Raw genomic sequence first — 25642 nt, 5'->3', positions numbered from 1 at the left:
CCATCCTTATCTATATAAGCAGATTTTCTTGCCATCGATATCTGCGATTGTAATTTTCATATCATAAAGCCTGCCTAGGATATCTTCAGTCATCACCTGATCTGGACTCCCGTGACTAAAAACTTTACCATCTTTAAAAGCAACCATGACATCAACGAACTGGCTGGCAACATTAACATCATGGATAACAACGACGACCGTTTTTCCCAAATCGTCCACCAAACTTCTCAAAGTTTTCATCATGAGAATTCCCTGTTTGATGTCCAGATTATTGAGAGGTTCATCCAATAGAATAATATCCGTATCTTGTGCAAGGATCATAGCAATATTGACGCGCTGTAATTGACCGCCAGAGAGATGATCAATGCGTCTTTTTCGGAAAGTATCTAGGTTCATATAGGTAATTGCCTGATCAATTTTTTGATAGTCCTCAGTTGATAATCTCCCTTGACTGTATGGATAACGGCCAAAGGAAATCAGTTCTTCAACAGTCAATTTCACCTGATAATCAACCTTTTGCTTTAACATTGAAAGTTCCTTTGCCAAGTTCAAAGAGTCCCAACTCTCAATTTCTTGTCCTTTAATATAAAGATAGCCTTTCTCTTTAGGCAAGAGACGACTGATCAAGGACAAAAGTGTAGATTTTCCAGCACCATTTGGACCAATAAAAGCTGTAAATTTCCCTTTGTCTATAGAAAGTCCAACTTCATCAAGAACTTGATCTTTTCCATAGGATTTTGACACCTTATCTATATTAATCATAATTTACGACGCTCCTTATACAAGAGATAGAAAAAGAATAGACCTCCGCCCAGTTCAATCATAGTACGAACACTGATACTAAAATTAAACACGCGTTCAACCAGTGTTTGAACCACAAGAAGGATAACGTAACCTAATAAACTCCCAACAATAAAGAGAGTTTGATGCCGGAAATCCTTAACCATCTGATAAGTTAAATTTGCTAAAATAAACCCAAGATAAGATAGGGGACCAACTAAGGCAGTTGAGGTAGCTACTAAAATCACAACAAACCAAAGAATTTGAGTTTGCTCCTTCTCAACATTGATTCCCAATAATCTGGCATTATCCTTACCAAGATAAAAAATATCCAAAATTCTTCCCTTTCGATATAGGAAAAAGCAAAACACAAAAGTTATCCCAACTGCTAAGTATAGAACCTCTTGATTAACATTTTGCAAGGAAGCAAAAAGCTTAGACTGAAGCTTATCATACTCATTTGGATCCATAATGACCTGAAGAAATGTCGATAGACTCCTAAATAGTGTCCCCAGTGACATACAGATTAAGAGAATCAACCTAATACCTTTGCCCAATAATTTTTTTATCATAGGTAGCAAGGACAGAAAGAAAGCACATTGCAAGCTCATGACAATCAAAAATTCGGTCATTGACCGCGGTGCTACTCCCTGTGACCAACGCCAAAAGATAGCTAAAAAGAGAGATTGCATAAGGACGTAAAAACTCTCTAATCCCAAGACTGATGGTGTCAAAAAGCGATTCCCTGTCACTGCTTGAAAGGACACCGTGGTAAAGCTTGAAATCAGCGCTACAAGCAGATAGACTAAGAGTTTCTTTACTCTCAAATTAAGAATATAGCTATTTGGCACACTTGCTGTCGGAAAAAGGTAATAAGATGTAGCTAAGAAACCCAGGCATGCAAGAATGAGCAATAGGATTAGTGTAGATCTTTTAATCATTGTCATGCATCTTTTCCTTTCCAAATAAGCATCAGAAAGACAAGGGTTCCAATGACACCCAAAATCAATGACACAGAAACCTCATAAGGCCAAATGACAAGACGTGCTACGATATCACAAGCAAGTACTAATATCATACCAACCAACATAACTAAACTTCGGGTATTTTTGAAGAAATCTCCAGCAAACTGACGAACTAAATTCGGTACAATAACCCCTAAGAAAGGAAGAGCGCCAACCGTTATCATAGTAATAGCTGAAGTTAGAGAAACCAGTACCAAAGCAAGAGTCTCCATAGTCTGGTAAGGTAGTCCCAGGGTACGGCTAGTATCCTCACCCAGTGCCATGGTTGAAAAAGTATTAGAATACCACCTAACAACTAATAAGACAAACACTAAGAGAAAAAGCCATTCATACTGATGTTTTTGGATCATCGAAAAAGAACCCTGACTCCATGAAGTCATAGATTGAGTAAGGTTAAAACGAAAGGCAATCGTTTCAGCAAAGGAACCAATAATGCCACTATAAATAAGTCCGACCAAGGGTAGGACCCATTTTTCCTTAAACTTCAAGCGACGAATAACTTGGATGAAAAGACTAGTAAATAGAAGAGACGAAATGAAGGCAAAGCTCATCTTTTGAAATAATGTTGCCTTACCAAAGAAGAACAGCGATGAAAGTATACCCAATTGTGCTGCTTCTGTGGTCCCTGTTGTCGATGGTGCTGCATAAGGATTTTGCGAGATAGTTTGCATTAGCAAGCCAGATAAACTAATGGCCGAACTCGCAAGTATTATGGCTAATGTTCTAGGCAGACGAGACTCCCAAAAAAGTTCCCAAGATTTGTGCTGTCCTTGAAATAATCCAAATAAACTAAACTGTCTATTTGAACCAATAGCCAATGATAACATAATGAGTAAGACGACTATTACCCATAAAATACACTTTTTCTTCATACAACCTCTTCTAATTACCAAAATAACCTTTAATCATAATCTCATCGAAAACCAATCCATAACTGACTTCAATACTATTAATTAAAGATTATGTTCTTACCCTATCAAATGTTATAAGTACTGTCAACGCTTTCTAATTATATAAGAATCATTCTAAAATATAGTTAAGAATAAGTATAAAAAAACAACGTTGTTTATAATAAATCAAAAAAAGCGAGACGGATCTAAACCTGAAAAATTTAGATTATCATCTCACTTATGTTAATTTGTTTTTAAAAATTTTTTGTTTTTGAAAATTCAAAGAAGAGACTTATTTTAGTTTCTTTGAAACATTGCGAACGTATTTCACAGCTTCAAAAATAATTACTTGATACGTCGTTTTCTAAGGAATCCTAGGCTAAGAATGCTTAGAAGACCTGCTAAAAAGAGTCCACGATTTGTCTTTTCACCAGTGGATGGCAGTTGCTTATCAGTTTGATGACTAGCTTCAGTTTTAGCCTAACCATTGTCACGATTAACAAGTTCTGCATTTCCAACAAGGTCCTCTTTACCTGAAGCCTTGACATTTGCTTTAGTTACCTCAGTATCTTTACCACCAAATGACCCGGTCTTTTCAGAAGGATTAGCTACTTGGTCAGTTGGTGTTTTAGCATTGGTCAAACGAATAATAGTCGCTGTTAGTGGATCCAAGGTCAAGATGTGATTGTTGATTGTCACACCTGATAACTCACTAATTCCAGATAGATTGACCTGATTTCCATTCGCCAAAACTATATAGGATAGACCATTTGTAATCTTGCTCAAATCAAACTGACGAGACTTGCTATCAGTATTGACATAGACAAGGTAATGGTCCCCATTGAAAGCAGCAGTTTGGTATCCCAATACCAAATCTTCTTGAGTGACATTGTTCGTACCTGGAACTGTCAATAGCGTCACACGTGCATCCACATCTACTTTTGATTTAAAGTTGAAAGCATCTGTAGACTTACGTAGGGCGATTAAACCTTTGGCAAAGGCACGTGTTTTCGTATTTTCTGGGAATGACTTAGTATCATTCGCCCTAGTACAGTCAAAATGGTTAAAGGCGTCACTAAAATCATAAGAATCATAGATAAAGTACGGATAATCAAACGGATTTCCTTTTTCATCAACTAAAAGATGAGCCTTATTCGGCACCTTGTCCTCAGAAACCGGATAACGATAGGTAGGATCGCGGAACTGTTTCGTACGACCATATTCCTGACCAGAATGAATAAAGGGTGTTCCTTGAGCAGTCAAGACCATGAGGTTTTCTAGACGCAAGCGACGATGAATTACAGCATTATTCTCAGACTTGATTGGATCCTTCTTGATTGATTGGGCGATGATATCAAAAAGGGTCAAATTATCGTGAGCAGCAATATACTGGATAACGTCACCTGGGGAATCAGTCTCAAAGTTAGTTGGTTACGCCTTGATATTGTCAAAAACCTTATTAATATCACGTTTTGCACCTGCGATGAAGGCAGGTGTCCCCCTCATTTGGATAACCTGATTTGAGGATATTTCGAACATCATCTGAAAATACAGCTACGGTATCTGTATTCTTCATTCAAGACTGATCGGCAGGCTGAACAGGGCTATTTTCATCGCCAGCATAAGTCACCCAGCCCTCACCAAGCATAATGAGGTTTGGATTTAGAGCGCGTGCAGCAAGGTAAGCCTTCTCGATACTTTCAGCATCATGGTCACCCATCATATCAAAATGGAAACCATCAACCTTGTATTCCTTAGTAAAATAAGCAATCGAATCCACCAAGACACGACGACTCATATAGTGAGTCGTGCCTAGACGGACCACCTCCAAAACTCGAACGTGGTGTGCCATCAGCATCCATAAAGTGATAGTAATTTGGCTCAAGGTCTTCAAAAATAGCTGTCTTGGCTGTGTGATTGTAGACTACATCCAAGATAACATCCATACCGTGGGCATGAATAGCAGAAACTAAATTCTTGAATTCTTCGATACGTTTAGCTGGATCACTTGGCTTTTCAGAATACATACCCGTCAAAGAGAAATAGTTTTGTGGGTCATAACCCCAGTTATAGTTACTGTTACTTGATGCATGGGCATCCAAACGCTTCCCATTTTGCATTTCATTGACCAAATAGTATCTTAATACTGGCAAAAGCTGAATATGGGTTACGCCAAGGTCTTTAAGATAATCCAAACGCTCCGCAAAGGCTGCAAAAGTCCCAAACTGGTATTTCAATTCAGCTGAAATAGCCTTATCAGAGGTAAAATCACGGACATGATCCTCATAAATGATGGCATCTTCTCGAGATTTAAAGTTTGGAATCTTAGCGTAGTCAAGATCTTTTGGTCCATAATTAGCAAAATCTACAAAGGCAGCCTTGGCAATCTTGTGTTCAGGTCCCTGGCTGACATTGTCACTATTCCAAGCGGCCAAAGACTTCGCATACGGATCCAAAACGATTACAGACTGATCACCACGTTTGATGCGGTATTGATAGAAATAACCGGTTAAGTTTTCCAAACCAAAATCAGTCGCAAGCAAGTCAGCTTGCCAAGTACCTCGAAGTCCTTTGCTTAGAGTATGTTCAGCAAGCACCTTATCTTGATTATTCTTATCATAGACAATGATATCTACTTGATCAGAACTTGGTGACCAAAGGGTCACATGTGCCTTAGTACCATTCTCTTCTAGACGAGCACCCAATTCGCCATCGTAACTGTAGAGGGCAACCTTCAATTGCCAACTATCAGATGTTTTAAAACTATCATTGCCCAAAGTGACCTTGTAAGGCAGATTTTTCGCAGCAAAATCACCAGTTAATATAGCTTTTTTGAGCTTAGTATCCAACTCAAGCTGTTTAAGAATCACACTGTTACCATCCTTATATGTAACCTTGAGGTCTTTGAGAATATCTTCAGATGAGACCTCGTCTAAGTTGGTGAAACTAAGTTCTATTTGGCTTGGACTAAGCTGATGAGCCCCAGTCAAACGCACATCCTTGACAAAGTAAGGGTTGGTGTAGACTGTCGGATCAGTATCTACATAAACGTGAGTCGTATAGCTGCCGATAAGATTCTTATGATTAACAGTCGAAACATTGATTTCAGTGTGTGAGCTATTAGGTGCTGTATTGTACCAAGAAAGGTTGCCTTAGTTGCTTTCTGACCATGCAGCTACACGGATATTCTGAATCTGACGACCTTGTGGCGCTTGATCAACTACTACTGTAAAACTACCTGCTTCTGAATTAACATTAGTGATATAGGTTTGCGTTTTTGTCTTAGCATTACGGAATTCAACTGTTGTCGTTGTCCCTCCTACACCAACTCGTGACCCATCATTTAAAATGTAGTACAAATGAATATTGTACAAGCCTGTTGAGTTTTTATGGCTAGTAGCTTGAACATTTACCGTATAAGTGCCATTAGCTTGTCGTGTGGCTTCATACCAACGAATGTCATCTTGGCCATCTTTTTCAGACCAAATAGGGGTACTTGAACAGTACGAACACCTTTAGAACTATAGACATCACTGATAATGACATCAAAAGTACCAGTATCTTTATTGTTATTAACTACTGAAATGGTACCTACTGGTTTATTATGTTTTACATCTACAATAGTTTCAGTGATATAATGACGTTGGTTGGCATTATCTACGATGTAAACGTCAGCACGGTATTTACCAGTTGAATTCTTATGATCTGTTGCTTTGATAGTCACTCGGTAAGAACCGTCGGCTTGACGAGTTGCCTTATGCCAAACGAGATCATCTTGTCTATTAACGAGACTCCATGAAGGAACTAAGACTTCCATAACCCCATTTGGTGCTACTATATTGCGGATAACAGCGTCAAAAGTGCCTAAATCAGCACATTATTCTCAATAACGAGACTTGCACTAGGGGCGAGTTTGAGTAATTTCTACCACTTTTTCAGTAATGTAGAAACGCTTATTAGAGTCATCTACGATGTAGGCATCAGCACGGTATTTACCAGTTGAATTCTTATGATCTGTTGCTTTGATAGTCACTCGGTAAGAACCGTCGGCTTGACGAGTTGCCTTATGCCAGGTAAGGTCATCTTAACCGCCAGCTAAACTCCATGAAGGAACAAGAACCTCTTTCAAACCTGTAGGAGCAACAATATTACGAACAACGGCATCAAAAGTACCTGCTGCAGTATTGTTGTTTTCAATTGTAAGAACACCACTTGGTCGAGCATAATCAACAGCCACTACTTTTTCAGCAATATAATGGCGGTTATTAGAGTTATCCACGATATAAGCATCGGCACGGTAATTTCTTTTAATGCCCTTATGTTCACTTGCCTTAATGGTTACACGATAGCTGCCATCAGTTTGCTTGGAAGACTTATGCCAAATAAGGTCGTCTTGACTATTTTCAAGACTCCATGTTGGCACCAAAACTTCCTTAACACCTAGTGGTGCTGTGATGTTAGTGATGACAGCATCAAAGGTACCATTCTTAGCATTATTATTTTCAATAGCAAAACTTACTTTAGGTTTCAACTGCTCTGATGTCTTACCAATGAAGACTTGAGTAGTTGTTCCGCCAACACCTGTTAATTGACCATCTTTTTGAACATAATAAAGATGAACATTATATAGGCCTGTTGAGTTTTTATGAGCTGAAGCCTTAACGTTTACTGTATAAGTTCCATTATTTTGACGGTTAGCCGTATACAAGATAATGTCATCTTGACCATTAATTTCTGACCAAATTGGAACAGAGACTGTTTCAACGCCATTTGGTGCTTTGACATTAGAGATGACAACATCAAAGCTACCAAGAGTTGGATTGTTATTGATAATAGAAATGGTTCCACTCAAATTGCCTTGAGTGGCATCAACCTCAGCACTGGCATTTGCGGTGAAACGTTCTGTATAGTCCACGCTATGGTCAAAGACATGTTTACCTGGCAAGAGATTAGCCGTAGCTGAAAACTGCCATGCACCAGTTTTGGCATTAAAGCACATGTTTTTGGCACTTGTTGCTGTAAGAGTTGATGATGGGTACTGTGCAACCCAGAAATTCTCAATCCCAAATTGAGAGGTTGAGACAGGGTCGCGGTAGCCTAGATTGTTCTCATCCAACCAGCTGGCACTTGTTAGAACATCAAGTTGTTATATCCATGCTTACGCATTTCGTTAACCCAAGCTTGGGTGTTACGGTTGATATTATAAAGCATCTTAGAGTCTTCGAAATCATTAACAATAACAGTACTCTTTGGAAGGTTCAGTTTTTGTGCAGCTTGGATGTAGAAACAAGCTTCTGCACGTGCTTCTTCCTCAGTTGTGTATCGAGAAAAATGATAGGTTGATACTTGAAGACCAGCAATTTGAGCATTGCGAACTTGTGAGGGTGCTTTAGGGTTGTTGTACCAAGTGTCCTCAGTCAACTTGACAACGACACCACCCACACCTTGGCGTGCAAGAGCACGATAGTCATCTACACTGATTTCACCATTATGGCTGCTGACATCGATAAAAGTCTTTGGTTGCACCTTAAGTGTTGACGAAGGAACATCTGTAGAATTCGTTAATTTAGCAGGTGTTGCTACAGTGCTGTTTGATGTTTCAGAATTTGTCGCACTTGTAGAAACTGTTGCACTTTCTGAACTAACAACTGAAGATATTACTAAAGTTGATGCCGTTGCAGCCTCGGAACTCTGTGAAGCAGGAGACCGTAGATACCGCTGGAGAACTAGCTTTTGCCACTTTACTTGTAGCCGCAGGTGCTGAAACACTTGAGCTAGAAGTTGCCGGTAAAGCTGCTTCTCCACCAAAAATCTCAGCCCCTGTCGCAGGTTGACACTGATTTCCTTCAGTAACGGAAGGCGTTTGTGTCGCCACTTCGTCTGCTTGAGCAACCTGTGTTGTGACAGCCAAGAGAACAGCCGCACTATCATAGTAGATAAAATCTTTCGTTCGCATTTAACTTTCCTTTTGCATTTTTATAATGCTTTAACCATTTTACCATAGAAAAACTCTCATGGAAAAGTCTTTATTAAAAATTTTCTAAATAAGACAGAAACATTATAAAATTCTAAACGCTAGTAAAATTGCGATTTATCTTATTTGAAAACCCTTTAACTACCTATTCGTATTTAATACTAAAAATGAAAAGAATTTTACGAGATTTAGCTGAATATGAAAATGTGTGACAAAAGAAAAAATCCTCAAACACCTGTCCGAGAATTTAATTTATCTTATTTACGTTTTGGTGGATTATGAACAGCTTCTCCAAGTACATCAGCAAAAGCCTCATACATATTTTCAGAGAAAGTTGGGTGACCATGGATAGATTGCAAGAGTTCATCTACAGTCAGTTCATTTTCCATAATAGTTGCTGCTTCGTTAATCAACTCAGCAGCAGCCGGACCAATAATGTGAACTCCAAGAATTTCATGGTATTTCGCATCCGCAACGACTTTAACAAAGCCATGAGCTTCATTTGAGGCGATAGCACGTCCATTCCCAGCGAAGCTTGATTTACCAATGAGAACATCACCGTATTTAGCGCGTGCATCTTCTTCAGTAAGACCACACATTGCTACCTCTGGGTGGGTGTAAACTGCCGCTGGTGTATAATCAAGGTGTGCCTTACGGACATTACCATGCATAGCATTTTCGGCTGCTACTTCCCCCATACGGTAAGCAGCGTGAGCAAGCATCTTAGTTCCGTTTACATCACCAGGGGCGTAAATACCAGGGATAGAAGTTTCTTGATATTCATTCACTTTGATACGGCCACGGTCGAGCTCAAGGTTAAGATTTTCAAGACCGTTCAATTGTGGCACACGCCCGATTGATAGAAGAGCACGTTCAGCCACAATCTCTTCACCATTATTGAGTTTAAGTGTTAATTGGTTATTGCCTTCAACAATTTCAGAAACACCAACAGATGTCATAATCTTCATACCCTTCTTAGAAAGTATTTTTTGAAGCTCAAGTGACACTTCTTTATCCATAGCTGGGATGATACGATCAGCCATCTCTACAACTGTTACGTCAACGCCGTATGAAGCATAAACAAGACCAAGCTCGATACCAACGACACCACCACCCATAACAGCAAGTGATTTAGGCAATTCACGCAAATCAAGAATATCATCTGATGTCATCACAAGTTGTGAATCGATTCCAGGGATATCAATACGTGATACTTTTGATCCAGTTGCAAGGATGATGTTACGTCCCTTGATTGTTTCTGAGCCAATAGTGACAGTCTTATCAGGGTTAACTTGACCAAGACCATTGAAAATAGTTACCTTATTAGCTTTCAAAAGACCTTGCACACCACCAGTAAGGGTCTTAACAACAGAGTTCTTAAAGTCAACCGTCTTATCCATATCGATGGTGTAGTTTGTTGATGCTAGGTTGATACCACGACCTGCTGCAATTTTAAGTCCATCAAGGATTTCTGCGTTTTTAAGGTAGGTCTTAGTTGGGATACATCCCTTATTCAAACATGTTCCACCAAATTCTGATTTTTCAACGATGGCAACCTTACCGCCAAGTTGTGCTCCACGGATGGCTGCATAGTAACCAGCTGGACCACCACCAACAACAACGATATCATATTCGTTATCAGCAAGGGCAGCTTCTTCTGCTGCCGCTGGAGATGGTTGAGATGGAGCTTTAGGGACTTCAAGCCCAGCCGCTTCCAATTGAGCAGTTGCTTCTGCAGCTGGTGTGCTTGTAGAATTATCAGCCACAACTTCTCCTTCAGCTCCGATATAACCAATTACCTCAGTAACTGGTACTGTTTCACCAGCTTGACGGGTAATCTTCAAAAGAACACCTGAGTCTTCTGCTTCAAGCTCCATGTTTGTCTTATCTGACATGATTTCAAGAAGGATATCTCCCTCATTAACCACGTCTCCCTCTTGTTTTTTCCACTCAATGATTTCACCTTCCTGCATATCAACACCGAGCTTAGGCATAATAATCTCAAAAGCCATTTATAAGATACCAAGAGCGACCAGAAAGCGACTGAAAATTAGGTGCCCGGCACGTCAGCCTGCTGGCGTAGACGGACGGTTTATTTTCCAAGCTTTCCGCTCGGGTTCAGTTAAACCCTATGGTTCGCTCTCTCCTTTCTATTTAAAACTTCAGTTTTTAGATATTTTTCTTAAATCAACAATTCCATTGGATTTTCAAGCAAATGCTTTAAATCAACCATGAATTTAGCACCATTCATACCATCAACAATACGGTGGTCAATAGTCAAGCAAAGACCCATGATTGGCCGCACGACAACTTCACCATCAACAACAACCGGTGTTTGAATAGTTGCTGAAACACCAAGGATAGCTGAGTTAGGTTGATTAATGATTGGATTGAATGACTTGGTTCCAAACATTCCCAAGTTAGTAATAGAGAAAGTAGAACCTGACATTTCTGCCGCCTTCAATTTACCAGCCTGAGCTTTTTTGATGACATCCTTAGAGGCCACCACAAAGTCAGACAAACTCATCTTATCAGCACCATGAACGACTGGTACAACCAAGCCATCATCTAGACCAACTGCAATACCAAGATTAACAAATTTGTGTAATTCGATATTTTGTGCATCATTAATCAAGGATGCATTGAGGTAACGGTGTTCCTCTTTCATAAGGGTACGCACAACTGCCAAACCAATCAAATCAGTGAAGGTCACCTTCATACCAGTCTTATTCATGATTGGATCAAGAACTTGCTTACGAAGAGCTATAAGGTTAGTCATGTCCACATCATAGTTAAGAGTAAATGTTGGTGCAGTCAAGTATGAGTGCGTCATTCCCTTAGAAATAGCCTTACGCATAGCAGACATCGGAATGACTTCCACACCTTCTGGCAAGACTTTTTCAGGTTTAGCTTCAACCGCAGGTGCGGCTGCAGCCACCTTAACTTGTGCTGGAGCACTGATTGCAAGAATATCTTCCTTAGTAATCTTACCACCAAATCCTGTTCCAGATACGGTAGCTAAATCAATATCGAGGTCTGCTGCAATCTTGCGAGCCAATGGTGTTGCCTTAGGTTGAGCGCCCTTAAAGTTCTCAACATCATCTGCATGAATACGCCCTTTTGCCCCAGTTCCGAGAACTTGAGCGATGTCAATCCCCATCTCACGTGCCACTTTACGTGCTTTAGGTGTCGCGCGTATTTTGCCACCTTCATGAACAATAGCTACCTGTGGCTGAGGCTTAGCAGCAGGCGTTTCCACATCAGCAACTTTTTCAACTTGTGGCGCAGCTTCTGCAGCTGGTGCGATTGCAGCATTATCAGCCACAACTTCTCCTTCAGCTCCGATATAACCAATCACCTCAGTAACTGGTACTGTTTCACCAGCTTGACGGGTAATCTTCAAAAGAACACCTGAGTCTTCTGCTTCAAGTTCCATGTTTATCTTATCTGACATGATTTCAAGAAGGATATCTCCCTCATTAACCACGTCTCCCTCTTGTTTTTTCCACTCGATGATTTCACCTTCCTGCATGTCTACACCGAGCTTAGGCATAATAATCTCAAAAGCCATTTATAAGATACCAAGAGCGACCAGAAAGCGACTGAAAATTAGGCGTCTGGTTCACCCTCTCCTTTCAACATTAAATTATAATTTTCGATACTCCCACAGTGAAAAAAAGAAATATATTTTACTAACGAGAAATATCGCTTAACCGTCGCTAGAAAGTTAGTTTCCTTTATTAGCCATCTTGATAATAGCAGCCTTAATTTTTTCAACATCTGGAAGAACCGCTTGTTCCAAGACACGCGCATAAGGTACAGGCACATCTTCACTTGCCAAACGTACAATTGGGTGGTCAAGGTAATCAAATGCTTCACTTTCAGTAACCATAGCAGCAATCTCACCGATGAAGCCACCTGTTTTATAAGCGTCATTGACCAACATAAGTTTTCCAGTCTTCTTAACTGATTCAAAAATCAATTCTTTATCAAGTGGAATGAGAGTACGAGGATCAACTACCTCAACATTAATACCTTGTTCAGCCACTTCTTCAGCCGCCTTAAGAACACGTTCCAACATACGACCATACGTGACAATAGTAAGGTCAGTTCCTTCGCGTTTGATTTCACCTTTTCCAAGTGGAATATAGAAATCAGGATCTTGTGTAACTTCTTCTTTTTTGCCATAAAGAGCTTTTGGTTCCATGAAGATAACAATGTTATTGTCCTGAATAGAAGATTTTAAAAGACCTTTAGCATCGTTTGCATTACCAGGAGCAACAACTTTGATCCCTGGAATATGAGTCAACCATGACTCAAGAGATTGTGAGTGTTGCGCTGCAGATCCGATACCTGAACCAGAAGCTACACGGAAAGTTACAGGAGTCTTTAAACCACCACCAAACATGTAGTTGTTTTTAGCACCATTATTAACGATAGCATCAAGGGCAATAGTGATGAAGTCCATGAAAGTCAAATCAACGATTGGACGAAGACCTGTAATAGCAGCACCCACGGCTGCACCAGCAATTGCTGCTTCTGAAATTGGTGTATCCTTAACACGTTTTTCACCAAATTCTGCCAACATACCGACTGATGTACCGAAGTCACCACCATAGATCCCGACATCTTCACCCATAAGGAAGATGTTATCGTCTTTACGCATTTCCTCGCTCATAGCAAGGTTTACTGCCTCACGCAATGCCATCAATTTTGTTTCACTCATACTTGTATTACTCATCCTTTCTCTTTAGTCTACCCATACATCTTCAAAGGCAACTGAAAGTTCTGGATCTGGGCTATTTTGGGCGAACTCATAAGCCGCATCAACCTGTGCCTTAACTTGGCTTTGGATAGCATCCAACTCTTCCACACTTGCGATATTTTCAGAAACAAGATAGTCGCGGTATCTAATAATTGGGTCGTTGTTGTTCTTCCACTCGTCAATTTCTTCCTTAGTACGGTAAACACCCGCATCGGCCGTAGAGTGACCAAACCAACGGTATGTTTCAACTTCAACAATAGCAGGACCATTTCCACCACGAACATGGTCAACAGCCTTACCCATTATATCATATACAGCCATTACATCGTTACCATCTTCGCAGTAGAATCCAGGGATACCATAGGCTTCTGCACGTGTATACAAGTGAGGAGTGTTGGTAGCTCTATGAATATCCATTGAGATACCATAACGGTTATTAATAATGAAGAAGATAACAGGTAATTTCCAAGTAGCTGCCATATTGACTGACTCATGGAATGAACCTTCATTAGTAGCGCCATCACCTGAAAAGGCAACAACGATATTTCCAGTTTCTTTGTACTGTTGAGTAAGGGCTGCACCTACAGCAAGAGCGTAACCACCACCAACGATACCGTTAGTACCATAGTTACCTTTTTCAAAGTCAGCCAAGTGCATAGAACCACCACGCCCCTTAGAAACTCCTGTTGCCTTACCAGCAAGCTCTGCCATCATTTTATTCAAATCCATGTCCTGAGCAATAGATTGTCCATGACCACGGTGATTTGAAAAGAAGATATCGTCATAACTTAAGTGTTGGACAGCTCCTACGTTAGCGGCTTCTTCACCTACTGAAAAGTGAGTCATTCCTTGAACAAAACCACGACGAACTAATTTATTAATACGTGAATCGAATTCACGGATACGTTCCATTTTAGTGAACATCTCAAGATGTGTCTCTTTAGAAAGTTTTACCATATCGATCTCCTCTATCGAATTTTTTATATATGTATAGGATAGGTTAAAAAAACTTAATGAGCAAGAAATATGCTTAAAAATGAAAAGGCTTACATCCTTATCGCATATAGGCAATTCGTATGCTCTTTTTCAAAGCGTTATGCTATAATTGGATAGATTTTTCTCAAACTCAAATAGGCTATTTTATTATATGAGTGATGCCATGATTCATGGGCTTACAGCACATGCATAGCACCTATACTTCAATTTGTTATCTTCAAAATAACTACTCAAAGACCGACGAGATATTGAATTCTCATCTTAACAGGTTTAGGCATTATAGCTTTCAGTTTCTTAGGAATTCCATTCCCAAAATCTGTCTTCATTGATCTTGTGTCTCTAATAACAGCTAGTTCTCACAAGAATCTTAGACATACCATTCTATAGGCATTCTTTATCCCGTATACCTTTTCTTTAATGGCAAGACTTAAGTAATTGTTTTTCTGGTCTTAGAAGGAACCACCGCCTCTGCCTCTGGAGAAGCCACCGCCACCTCAACCTCCACTACCACTGTTTGAGTTGATAGAAAAGTTACTTACGGTATCCGAAGTCGAAACATAGGATTCTAAGCGACTAACGTTGTTCAAAATAATAAATGGCGTTGCAGAATGAGTGAACTCATCTAAAGATGGATTGCTGAGGTGAATATTATATCATTTTAGCACATCACTTACTTTTTTCGCTTGTCCATAGAGTGTTGCATAAACCAAGATACGATTCCATAGGATAACGGATTCGAGTTCTGATTGCCTAAAGGATGTAATACTTCGGAGCATGCTTTCGAAATATTGCCAATGACGATATTCTTCGGTATGTGATGGGGCTAAAGTTCTCTTTTGTCTTTTTCCAATAGATTTTCTATTAGAGTGCCAAACTAAAGCAAGAAGGAGTGAAACCACAAGATAAATAACTCCTAGGCCAGAACCAAATCCCGCAAATAAAATTATTGTTGCTAGTGTAGGAATAATAAAAAGTAGAGCAAAGACCACATTTCCTAAAGTAGTAAACATATTTTCTTTAAAGGTAAAGTCTCGATATAGGTTAGGAAGACCAAGTAAGGCAATTTCTTGATTCACACCTTCATTAACACTTCTTCCATCTTTAACAAATTTCCTCCTGATACGCTGTCCTTATTCACGAACAGAATCTCTTTCATCATTAGACTTAGCGTTGTTAAACTATTTTCTTAACCCTTTCTCGTCAAGATAGTATCAAGAGAATCTCTCGCGATCCGTGATTTCTATACGATCATCAAACAACATTTCAAGGAAATCAAACTCATAGTCTGCTAAGCCTACCTTTGAAATTCGTCTTAGAGTATCAACACCATTTTCTTGGCTATAGGCTATGTAGCCTCTATCGATAAGATCTAGGATTATTGCTTGAACCGTGTTCTTAAATTTCAAATGTCCATTCTCTTCGCCAAGTCCTGTTTTATCAAATGATTGATTATAAATATTTTTTGCTAAAACTAAAGGTGATAAATCTTGAGGAGCTTCATATATTCGGACATCGTATGGGAAGGAAGGCTCCTTTGTCCATCTCAAAACTCTTCAAAAGAAGAAAGAGCCGAGAATAAAGAAACCAACCATCACTTTAGGCAAAACCTTGTAAAAACCATTCTAATAGGCCGTCGTTATCTTACTAATAGATACTTCCTTCTCTATAAACTTTTCCTTTTATTTCTCATCACTGATATTTGACAAATGACCATCTTTTAACGCAGATGTCATAGGCTAATAGGCATGTAGTTCTAGCTTACCACCTGGCGGTAAGTCTTCAACCTGTACACGATAACCGTTTGAAGTCCTCTCTACTTCTGGAGTTTTTTCCAAAATACCCTGTATATGAGCATAAAGCTCGCCATTACTAGCATCTAGACCTTCAACTTCAAAGTCAACATGGTTGATTGATTCATCCTAATCTGAGATGGGGAACCAGTTTAAAACAGCAATATCTGAATAGAGTGACAACATATTTTGTATCTGCCAGGTAATTTTTAGCTCAACCTTATCCCCCTCAGAACCCGAATTGTAAACTTTGAGTTTACTACCGTCAGAAAGATTTGTTTCCTCAACTTGTATATCATTCTTTTCTTGACCATTCACGGTTGCTGAAACACTAGGTTTTCCGAAATCATGAATCCTTTAGGTACTGGATCAGCATATCCAAGTGCCACATATTGTCCATTATAGTCACTATTAAAAACATATGGTACTTCCTGGGTGAAGGTCCCATTGCGATCATCATTTATAATTAGGTTCCCTTGTGGGAAGCAATGTCATATCTTACCTCTTTTGCATGAATTGTTGTTGTCGGCAGGAGGATGGTAAGAATAACAATCAGAAACAAAAGAATTTTTCATCTGTGCCCCCTTTAATGGCTAAAAAAGCAGGTGCAAGACCAAAAATCTCCTTGCCCCTGCTCTAATCCACTATTTAGGCTTGATAAACAATCTCACCGTCACAGATAGTGTATTTAACACTGCCCGTAAGCTCTTCGCCTACAAATGGTGAATTGGCTGCTTTAGACTTAAAGTCTGCTGTAACCTGACGTTTTTCCTTATCTGCAAAGATAACAAGGTCTGCTGGTCCATTTTCAGCCAAATAACCGGCATCGAACCCATAAAGATCAGATGGGTTGCTTGTCATTAATTTCAATAATTCTGTCAAACTTAAATGTCCTGCTTCAACTAAATAAGTTAAACCAAGAGATAGAGAGGTTTCCAGACCAGTCATCCCTGATGGTGCTTTAGTCACATCAGCCACATTCTTTTCATCTGCGTGGTGTGGCGCGTGGTCCGTAGCAATGACTGAGATTACTCCAGATTTCAAACCTTCGATAACGGCTTGACGGTCTGATTCCAAACGAAGTGGTGGGTTCATCTTGGCATTAGCGCCTTTTGAGAGTAAGAGGTCTTCAGTTTTTGAGAAGTGCTGCGGCGCCACTTCAGCAGTGACTTGTGCTCCAAGTTTTTGAGCAAACTCAACGACTTTTACAGATTCAGCTTTTGACAAGTGTTGAATATGAACATGTGCTTGTGTATCATAAGCAACCATGACATCACGCGCAATCATGCTGTACTCAGCTACGCCAGTTGCCCCACAAATATGAAATTCTTTTTTAGCAATATTTTCATTGAAACCGAGAACACCATTAAGATCAGGATCCTCCTCGTGAAGACTGATAAAGGTATTATTCTCTTTAGCTAACTCCATGGCTTTTTTGACAATCCCAGCATTGGTCAATGGAATACCGTCATCTGAGAATCCAACAGCACCTGCTTCAAGCAAACCCTTGAAATCAGTAATATTTTCACCATCAAAGTTCTTTGTAATAGTCGCAACAGACTTAACATGGATATTTTCCTTAGCTGCTGAAGTCAAGACCTCTTTCAAAGTTTCCTTGTCTGAAATCGTTGGATTCGTATTAGCCATCATCACAACTGTTGTAAAACCACCTGCAGCCGCTGCCAAGGCACCCGTATGAATGTCTTCCTTATGGGTTTGACCTGGCTCACGGAAGTGAACATGGATATCCACCAAACCAGGAGCAACCACAAGACCAGTCGCATCGATAACTTGGGCATCTCCCACATCGATATTTTCAGCAATTTTAACGACTTTTTTTCCGTCTACAAGAACATCGGCTTGTGTGTCCAAACCAGATTTAGGGTCAACAACACGACCATTTTTAATCAGTAACATAATCTTCCAACTTTCTATCTTACTTCAACCAATCAATCGGGGATTGTCCTTGAGATACGAGGTAGGCATTGGCTTTTGAAAAAGGCTTGCTGCCAAAAAAACCGCGATAGGCCGATAAAGGGCTAGGATGAGCACTCTCAATAATGGCATGCTTAGGATTGGTTACTAGTGATTTCTTCTTACGAGCATAGCCGCCCCAAAGTATAAAGACAACCGGAGTATCCTTTTGATTGAGAACCTTAATCACAGCATCTGTAAAAGGTTCCCAAATCTGACCAGCATGACCATTGGCTCGACCAGCTGGAACAGTCAGACAGGCATTAAGTAATAGCACTCCTTGCTCGGCCCAAGTTGTTAAATCATGATGACTTCTAGGACCAAGATCCTCCCCCAATTCTTTGAGAATATTAACCAAAGAAGGTGGAGCTGGAATCGTCTCAGGTACTGAAAATGACAAACCCTGAGCCTGATTAGGACCATGGTAAGGGTCCTGTCCAAGGATAACCACCCGGACTTCTTCAAAAGGAGTCTCTAACAAAGCATTAAATACCTTGTCTCGTGGGGGATAAATTGTTCCCTCTTCATAGACCTTGTCCATAAACTGATTTATCTTTGAAAAATAATGGTTAGGCAATTCCTCTTTTAGAAGCCTGTGCCATGTCGAATGTTCCATAAAAACCTCTTTTAGACTGTTATACACACTAAATTATACCACATTTTGTAGATAATATTCGGAAAATACTGAAAAATAGTATGTGATAGCTGTTTCTTTAATATTTTCCTTTTAAGAAAGACGATTCATATTAACAATATATTCGGAAAATACTGAAAAATAGTATGTGATAGCTGTTTCTTTAATATTTTCCTTTTAAGAAAGACGATTCATATTAACAATCAAGGTATTACAGGCTTTAAGTAACTATTCTTTTGTGCTATAATAAATTATTGTATTAAACAAAAAGGTAAATCTATGACGACGTATGAAAATTTAAGGGTAGCCAGACGAGGTCCCATCGTTAGTATTGCAGCCTACTTACTTCTTACCATTGCCAAACTTATTGCTGGACATTTTTTAAACTCCAGCTCATTGATTGCCGATGGTTTTAACAACTTATCTGATATTTTGGGGAATATCGCCCTACTCATTGGATTACAGCTGGCTAGTCAGCCAGCTGATTCAAATCATAGGTTTGGACATTGGAAGATTGAAGATTTATCAAGCTTAGTTACTTCCTTTATCATGTTTGTAGTAGGCTTCCAAGTCCTAATTCAAACAGTCCGAAAGATTTTTTTAAGAGAAGAAACTGTCGTCGATCCTCTTGGTGCTGCCGTCGGAATCCTCTCTGCTATTGTCATGTGTGCAGTCTATTTCTATAACAAAGGGTTAGCGAAAAAACTAAAATCCAGTGCCCTTATCGCAGCTGCTAAGGACAACCTATCAGATGCCGTGACCTCTATTGGAACTTCAATTGCCATCGTCGCAGCATCCTTCAACCTTACCATCATAGACTATATTACTGCTATTATCATCACCTTCTTCATCCTAAAGACAGCCTATGATATCTTCATGGAAGCAACCTTCAGCTTGTCAGATGGCTTTGATGAAAGAAATCTTAAGGCCTATGAAAAAGCCATTCTGAATATTCCTAAAGTTACCAAAGTTAAAAAGCAACGTGGACGTTCCTATGGTAGTAATATCTACCTTGATATTGTGGTTGAAATGAACCCTGACCTCTCCGTCTACGAGAGCCACGCCATTACGGAACAAATTGAAGAAATCCTCAGTAAGCGTTTTTCTGTCTATGATACTGATGTCCATGTAGAGCCTGCTGCAATTCCTGAAGACGAAATTTATGGGAATGTCCTTCGCAAACTCATTCGGAATGAAAAGATTATCTTATCAAAGATTCCAGGCTACGAAAACCTCTTAGCACCCGATTTCTTTTTGATTGATGAAAACGGCCATCGTCAGAACCGGGAAGACGTCATTGCTAATCATCAACCGCTTCTCAATAACTTTGACAAGTTTAAGATGACATCCATCAGTCAAAAAACTAAATTAATTAGTTACGAACTGGGAGGAAATTTCCATACCAGCATCTGGCGCCGAAATGAGACATGGTTTATGATTTACCATCAAGTTACAGCTATAAAAGATAAAGAGTAACGAGCAAATCAGCTTGTTTTTTTTGTTATCAAAAGTATGTGATTTTTAAACCACTATAGATTCTAAAAAATGTATTAAAATATAAAATATTTCGAAAGCTAAGTATTTTATACGGTATAATGGAGGTGTTTATCACTATTAAATTTGTTTTTTAATTTTGATTGATACGCAATTTCTATTAAGTATATAACTGGGTTCCACCTATGACAGAACCCATATAAAATATATGTCTAAGGCTATGACGCTGTATTTGGTCTTCGAAACCATGTCCATCAGAAAAGCACGCTTTTAGTTATCTCCAAGAAATATTTTGAGATTGGTCATATCATTACGCATTTGTTTCAATCCTTCTTGATAAATGGCTTCGAACTTTTCTTGGTCCTTTTCCAATCTACTAACTTCAAGCGCATGCTCTGGACGAATGGCATAGACTTTTCCAGATTTTTCCAAGGTCTCAATCTTCTCAATGCTCTTATTGTAGTGAATATGTCGATTTGAAGCAACCTCAACAAATTCAGGATACTTGCGGTAAAAGAGTTTGTAGATGCGCTTGCTAGTTTTAGAAGGATGTTTTCGATAACCCTTAGGACGTGTCAAAACTACAATAAGTTTGTCAAATCCCATACTTTCCATGAAATCAATAGGAAGACTATCAGCCAGACCACCATCCATGTAGCGTTTGCCCTTGTACTCGACTATTTCAGAAACCAGAGGTAGGGCAGAACTGGCACGAAGGGCTTCCATCTGCTCAAAGACATGATCAATCTTAATATAGTCTGGTTTTCCCGTCTTAATATCTGTAGCGACCACATAGAAGGGAACACCCGACTCAGCAAAAGCGTCCTGATCAAAAACATCTAACTCCATAGGAACCTTATAATAGGAGAACTCCTTATTAACGAAGTTACCGGTTGTCAACCATGACCAAAAACTCATGTAACGACGGTCTCCCATGAATCGCTTGTTATAGCGAAGAGCTCTTTTGGGTTGGTTAGAGAGATAATTGACACCGAAGAGCGCTCCAGCAGATACCGAAACAACACCATCCACCTTAATCCCTGCTTCTAAAAAAGCGTCTAAAACTCCAGCTGTGTATAAGCCACGCATACCACCGCCTTCGAGGACTAAGCCTACCTTCATTCTAAAATCTCCTTTATAATTGGTTCTGCTATGACCTGATAAGCTTGTGGATTCAAGTGCAAACCATCAGTTGTGTAGTTGGCATTTAACTGTCCTTGAGCATCTGTAAGGTAATCAAACAAATCAACATAAGTCACACCAGGTAGGACTGCTAGTTGTTGATTAAGTTCACCTACAGTAGCATTGTTTCGAATTTTAACATTCGAGGCATGTTCCAATCTTTCACTGACAGGAAAGATACTTAGCAAATAGATTTCTGTATATAGAGATTCTTGTCGAATTGTCATGATAATATCGGAAATACGATTGACAACATCTTGAACGGGGTAACCTCGTCCAATGTCATTAATTCCAATCAAGATAACCAATTTACTGGGTTCCAAATCTAAAATTTGCTCTTTAAGGTGTTCTAAAAGCCAAACCGAGTCTATTCCTGCAACTCCGCGGTTAACCAAAGGAAAGTCTCGACCTAAGTACTTTTTCAATGCAAAAAACTCCGTGATGGAGTCCCCTACAAAAACAATTTGGCCCTTGTCTAACTTTTGATTTTCACTTACAAATTTAGCTAAACGCTCTTTTTGATAGGCCACAAGCTCAGGCCTAGTTGTTTCAATCATACCTTATCCTTTTTTATTAAATATTATACGACCTACAGTAACTAAAGCTAGGACAGTTCCAAGTCCAAGAAAAAGCCAAGCAAGATTTTGAAAATCTGATTTATTGGACAAAAGAGCACCAGACAGAAGAAATGCTAATGTCAGCAAGGCTAAAACCATGTTATTTAAAACTTTCTCAAAGACTTTAACCCTACCTGAAAAGTTAATAAAATCATGGTTAAGCACGATTCGTCCGTTTAAAATCTGCTCCAAAAGCTGATGAAGATGGCGTGGAATATTTTTCCCATTGCGAAGCAGGTAAAAGAGCTCAATCAAGATAGTCTCTTTATTTAAGGCCTGCTTAAGCATATCCGGCCCCATATTCTCTAGGAAGTAATCCTTGGCCAGGGTCATAAGATCAATATTTGGTGCAAATTCTCGAAAAATACCTTCAATTTCAAGCGAAGCCTTCTCCAAAATAGTGATTTGAGAAGGGGCTTTAAGATGATTCTTCTGGAAAACAGTCAGCAAATCTTCAAGCAAATCTGTCATCGACAAACTTCCTATGTCTACACCAGAATAACGGCCCAGCATCTGCTCCACATCCTGACTTAGAACTGCACTATTTAGACCATTATCAAACTGGGTGATTGATAGGATTGCCTTGGTCATGCCGTCAACATCTTGTGCGGTAAAACTATATAGGATATCATTTAAGGACGAACGCATCCCTACTTCCAACTCACCCATAATCCCAAAATCAATGAAATAAATCTTGCCATCACGTACAAACAGATTTCCAGGATGAGGATCGCCATGAAAATAACCATCTTTAAAGACTTGCTTGATAAACGACAGCATAAGCTTCTTGCCTACATCTTCTAAGTCATAACCAGCTTCAAGCAGTTGACTATAATGATTAAGCGGAATCCCATTGATGTACTCTTCGACTATGAGATGAGGTGTCGTGAATTCATCATAAACCTCTGGAACACCCAGACAAACCACTCTCTTATTGTTAGCCCTAAAACGTTTCATGGCCTCTGCTTCATTCCTGAAATCAAGTTCCTTGATTAGGGTTTCACGCAGATTTTCCAAGACCTCTTGAACATCGACCATGGAGATAAAATGCTTGGGTATATGCCGTGCAAGCTTAATAAGAAGCTGGATATCTTCCTTTACGATATCATCAATACCTGGTCTCTGAATTTTTATAATCACTTCCTGACCAGACAACAACCTTGCTCGATGGGTCTGAGCGACAGACCCAGAGGCCAGAGGCTCTTTAGAAAAATCGACGAAAACCTCAGAAAGATCAGTTGGCAATTCTTGCCTAATGGCAGTCATGACCTCCTCTTTATTCAATGGAGGAACACTACTTTGGAGTTTTGATAATTCTCGGATATAGGCCTCTGGCAAAAGATCCGAGCGTGTCGATAGAATTTGCCCAATTTTAACAAAACTTGGTCCCAATTGCTCGAAAGCTTGACGGAGCTTGACAGGTGTTGTTTGTTGGTCTTGAGGAAGGTGTTTTTCACGATAAAAAAGGAGACCAACTGACGAGAAAACCTTCAACACATGTCTCAATCGTTTACTTGCCATTTTAGTCCCCTTACATTTTATTTATTCTGACTGAGCAAAGCATCAAGTTTTTCTTCAAGACGTCTCACATCATCTTTAGTCGCATACTCAACTGAAGTTTTCTTGGCGTCAAGTTTAGCTAAAAATTCTTGAGACCCTTCTTTACTTTGACGTTTTAGCTCTTGTTCTAATTCCTTACCTTCTTCGACAGTCAAACGGCCCTTTTCAACCAATTCTTGGACAAAACTATCAGCCTTATCTACTGTCATAGCAGTCAAACCAATACCAGCTAAAAGAACTTTTTTCAAATTATTCATGAACATTACCTCCATCTGAATAGGAAAAGCAAAGAAATAGTCTAGCTACTTCTTCAGAAAATATAAGAACGTTTTCACACTTTTATTCTACCACTTTTTCAAAAAATGTGTAAGTTATAGTGAATTAATCCTCTTAAAAGTTATAGTATCCTAATACTATAACTTTATTCAAATAGTTGGGATCTTTATTAATAAACATTGTATCGAAATACTAAAGATGAGTTGCAGGTATGTGCGGGATTCATCACAATTTTCTATTTACAAAGGGCGGCACCATTACTTTCGATAACAGACTTATACCAAGAAAATGAATTTTTCTTATAACGTGCCAAGCTACCACTACCATCATCATTTCGATCAACGTAGATGAAACCATAACGTTTACTAAGTTCTGCAGTCGAGGCTGAAACCAAATCAATTGGTCCCCAAGTCGTGTAGCCCAAAAGTTCTACTCCATCTTGAAGAGCTTTACCAACTTGAATCAAGTGTTTTTGAAGGTAATCATACGATAATCATCCTCAACTGTCGGACCATCAGGACCATTTTCGACAATAAACAATGGCAATTGATAACGATCATAAAAGTCATCTAAAACCAAACGAAGTCCAATTGGATCAATAGCCCAGCCCCATTCAGATTTCTCAAGGTATGGATTTTCGACACCACCTAAGATGTTGCCTTTACCAACCTTATAGTCTTCTGGGTTGTGTGCTGTTGCTCCAGACATAGAGCATAAGAGAATGAAATAAAATTAACGGTATTCTTCAAGATTTCATCGTCACCAGGGAGAAATTGTATTTCAATACCATTATCTTTGAAGTACTATTTAATATAGTTCGGATATTTTCCACGTGCATGAATATCAGATAAGAGATAGTTTTGATTTTCAAACTCAGGAACCGCCAACTGGTCCAATGGAGTAGCTGTCATCCCGTACGCAGGCATGGCAAGAACTATACAACCAATTTTAAACTCAGTCTTAATTTCATGGCCAATCTTAGTTGCTGAAGCTGAACCAACCAACTCGTGGTAAACAGCTTGGTAGAGTTCTTGTTTAGATAGCCCTTCCATAGAAGTTGCAATACCACCTAACATAAACGGTGCATGTAGAACAGAGTTCACTTCATTAAAGGTCAACCAATATTTGACCTTATCTTTATAGCGTTTAAAGACTGTACGAACATAATTCTCATAAAATCCAATTATTTTACGATTAGTCCATCCGTTGTACTCACGTGCCAAGTTTAGTGGCATTTCATAGTGAGACAAGGTGACCAGAGGTTCGATATTATACTTAGCCAATTCGTTAAAAACCTTATTGTAGAAGGCTACCCTGCTTCATTTGGCTCAGCATCATCACCGTTCAGGAAAATACGAGACCAAGCAATCGACATGCGAAAGACTTTGAAGCCCAGCTCTGCAAATAGCGCAATATCCTCTTTATAGCGGTGATAGAAATCTATACCTTCAAGCTTTAGATTATCTGGTGTTGCTTCTTCAGTAGTCAAAGGCTTCAAAAGGGACACCACCTTTGGGAGTCACATCTTGCACAGACAAGCCTTTGCCATCTAAGTTATAAGCACATTCGAACTGGTTGGCAGCTGTTGCTCCCCCCCAGAGAAATTATTTCAGAAATGTATAAGTCATCTTTTGTAACTTTTATTGTTCAAGTTACTCATAGTATGACACTTAGAAATCGATTAC

At 39.4% G+C, this 25642-nt stretch carries 15 protein-coding genes and 3 pseudogenes; 1 reads left to right on the top strand and 17 read right to left on the bottom strand.

The window, feature by feature from the left end; translation table 11 throughout:
- Positions 1 to 6: 6 nt before the first annotated feature.
- The 12 genes and pseudogenes from NSQ85_RS06830 to NSQ85_RS06765 all read right to left on the bottom strand — a co-directional run bounded on the left by NSQ85_RS06830 (position 7) and on the right by NSQ85_RS06765 (position 18810).
- Positions 7 to 762, bottom strand: coding sequence for an ATP-binding cassette domain-containing protein (locus NSQ85_RS06830; RefSeq protein WP_340781467.1), 756 nt, complete (start codon positions 760 to 762; stop codon positions 7 to 9).
- A complete protein-coding gene (locus NSQ85_RS06825) occupies positions 759 to 1727 on the bottom strand; it encodes an iron chelate uptake ABC transporter family permease subunit (protein ID WP_179973741.1) in 969 nt (322 codons plus the stop codon). The genes NSQ85_RS06830 and NSQ85_RS06825 overlap by 4 nt, the downstream gene beginning before the upstream one ends.
- Positions 1724 to 2677, bottom strand: a complete 954-nt coding sequence (locus tag NSQ85_RS06820) for an ABC transporter permease (RefSeq protein ID WP_179973742.1) — start codon at positions 2675 to 2677, stop codon at positions 1724 to 1726. The genes NSQ85_RS06825 and NSQ85_RS06820 overlap by 4 nt, the downstream gene beginning before the upstream one ends.
- Positions 2678 to 3040: 363 nt before the next feature.
- Positions 3041 to 8651 (bottom strand): annotated as a pseudogene (locus NSQ85_RS06815) (pullulanase).
- Positions 8652 to 8926: 275 nt separating this feature from the next.
- The gene (lpdA, locus tag NSQ85_RS06800; RefSeq protein ID WP_179973745.1) at positions 8927 to 10681 is read right to left on the bottom strand and encodes a dihydrolipoyl dehydrogenase; all 1755 of its coding nucleotides are present in this window, start codon (positions 10679 to 10681) and stop codon (positions 8927 to 8929) included.
- 170 nt (positions 10682 to 10851) lie between these two features.
- On the bottom strand, positions 10852 to 12240 hold the full coding sequence (locus NSQ85_RS06795) for a dihydrolipoamide acetyltransferase (protein WP_014608315.1): 1389 nt from the start codon (positions 12238 to 12240) through the stop codon (positions 10852 to 10854).
- A gap of 156 nt (positions 12241 to 12396) precedes the next feature.
- Positions 12397 to 13395, bottom strand: coding sequence for an alpha-ketoacid dehydrogenase subunit beta (locus NSQ85_RS06790; protein WP_179974529.1), 999 nt, complete (start codon positions 13393 to 13395; stop codon positions 12397 to 12399).
- A gap of 24 nt (positions 13396 to 13419) precedes the next feature.
- Complete coding sequence (locus NSQ85_RS06785; protein ID WP_179973747.1) at positions 13420 to 14391, bottom strand: thiamine pyrophosphate-dependent dehydrogenase E1 component subunit alpha; 972 nt, start codon at positions 14389 to 14391, stop codon at positions 13420 to 13422.
- Positions 14392 to 15083: 692 nt separating this feature from the next.
- A pseudogene (locus NSQ85_RS06780) lies at positions 15084 to 15977 on the bottom strand (DUF2207 family protein).
- Between the two features lie 372 nt (positions 15978 to 16349).
- Positions 16350 to 16538, bottom strand: a complete 189-nt coding sequence (locus tag NSQ85_RS06775) for a DUF2207 domain-containing protein (protein ID WP_232087304.1) — start codon at positions 16536 to 16538, stop codon at positions 16350 to 16352.
- Positions 16539 to 16868: 330 nt separating this feature from the next.
- Entirely contained in the window at positions 16869 to 18137 is a 1269-nt protein-coding gene (locus tag NSQ85_RS06770; RefSeq protein ID WP_179973748.1) for a dihydroorotase, read from the bottom strand.
- Positions 18138 to 18156: 19 nt separating this feature from the next.
- A complete protein-coding gene (locus NSQ85_RS06765; RefSeq protein WP_179973749.1) occupies positions 18157 to 18810 on the bottom strand; it encodes a uracil-DNA glycosylase in 654 nt (217 codons plus the stop codon).
- A 297-nt stretch (positions 18811 to 19107) separates the two neighbouring features.
- On the opposite strand from NSQ85_RS06765, the gene NSQ85_RS06760 reads away from it, so the two are divergent.
- Entirely contained in the window at positions 19108 to 20304 is a 1197-nt protein-coding gene (locus tag NSQ85_RS06760; protein WP_179973750.1) for a cation diffusion facilitator family transporter, read from the top strand.
- Positions 20305 to 20592: 288 nt separating this feature from the next.
- Here NSQ85_RS06760 and NSQ85_RS06755 read toward each other — a convergent pair whose 3' ends face one another.
- The 5 genes and pseudogenes from NSQ85_RS06755 to NSQ85_RS06735 form a co-directional block, all read right to left on the bottom strand.
- Positions 20593 to 21444, bottom strand: a complete 852-nt coding sequence (locus tag NSQ85_RS06755; RefSeq protein ID WP_179973751.1) for a patatin-like phospholipase family protein — start codon at positions 21442 to 21444, stop codon at positions 20593 to 20595.
- Positions 21441 to 22061 carry an SGNH/GDSL hydrolase family protein gene (locus NSQ85_RS06750; protein WP_179973752.1) on the bottom strand — a complete coding sequence of 207 codons (621 nt, stop codon included), beginning with the start codon at positions 22059 to 22061 and terminating at the stop codon, positions 21441 to 21443. Before NSQ85_RS06750 ends, NSQ85_RS06755 begins: the two co-directional genes overlap by 4 nt.
- A 3-nt stretch (positions 22062 to 22064) precedes the next feature.
- Positions 22065 to 23642: an ABC1 kinase family protein gene (locus tag NSQ85_RS06745; RefSeq protein WP_179973753.1), complete on the bottom strand. Its 1578-nt coding sequence runs from the start codon at positions 23640 to 23642 to the stop codon at positions 22065 to 22067.
- A gap of 17 nt (positions 23643 to 23659) precedes the next feature.
- Complete coding sequence (locus NSQ85_RS06740; RefSeq protein ID WP_002950837.1) at positions 23660 to 23938, bottom strand: phasin family protein; 279 nt, start codon at positions 23936 to 23938, stop codon at positions 23660 to 23662.
- Between the two features lie 254 nt (positions 23939 to 24192).
- Positions 24193 to 25561: pseudogene (locus NSQ85_RS06735) on the bottom strand (glycoside hydrolase family 1 protein); the annotation flags it as partial.
- Between the last annotated feature and the right edge of the window lie 81 nt (positions 25562 to 25642).

This window comes from Streptococcus sp. FSL L8-0526 (assembly GCF_038007145.1).
GTDB classification, from domain to species: Bacteria; Bacillota; Bacilli; order Lactobacillales; family Streptococcaceae; genus Streptococcus; species Streptococcus thermophilus.
This window is presented reverse-complemented; position numbering and strand designations above follow the sequence as displayed.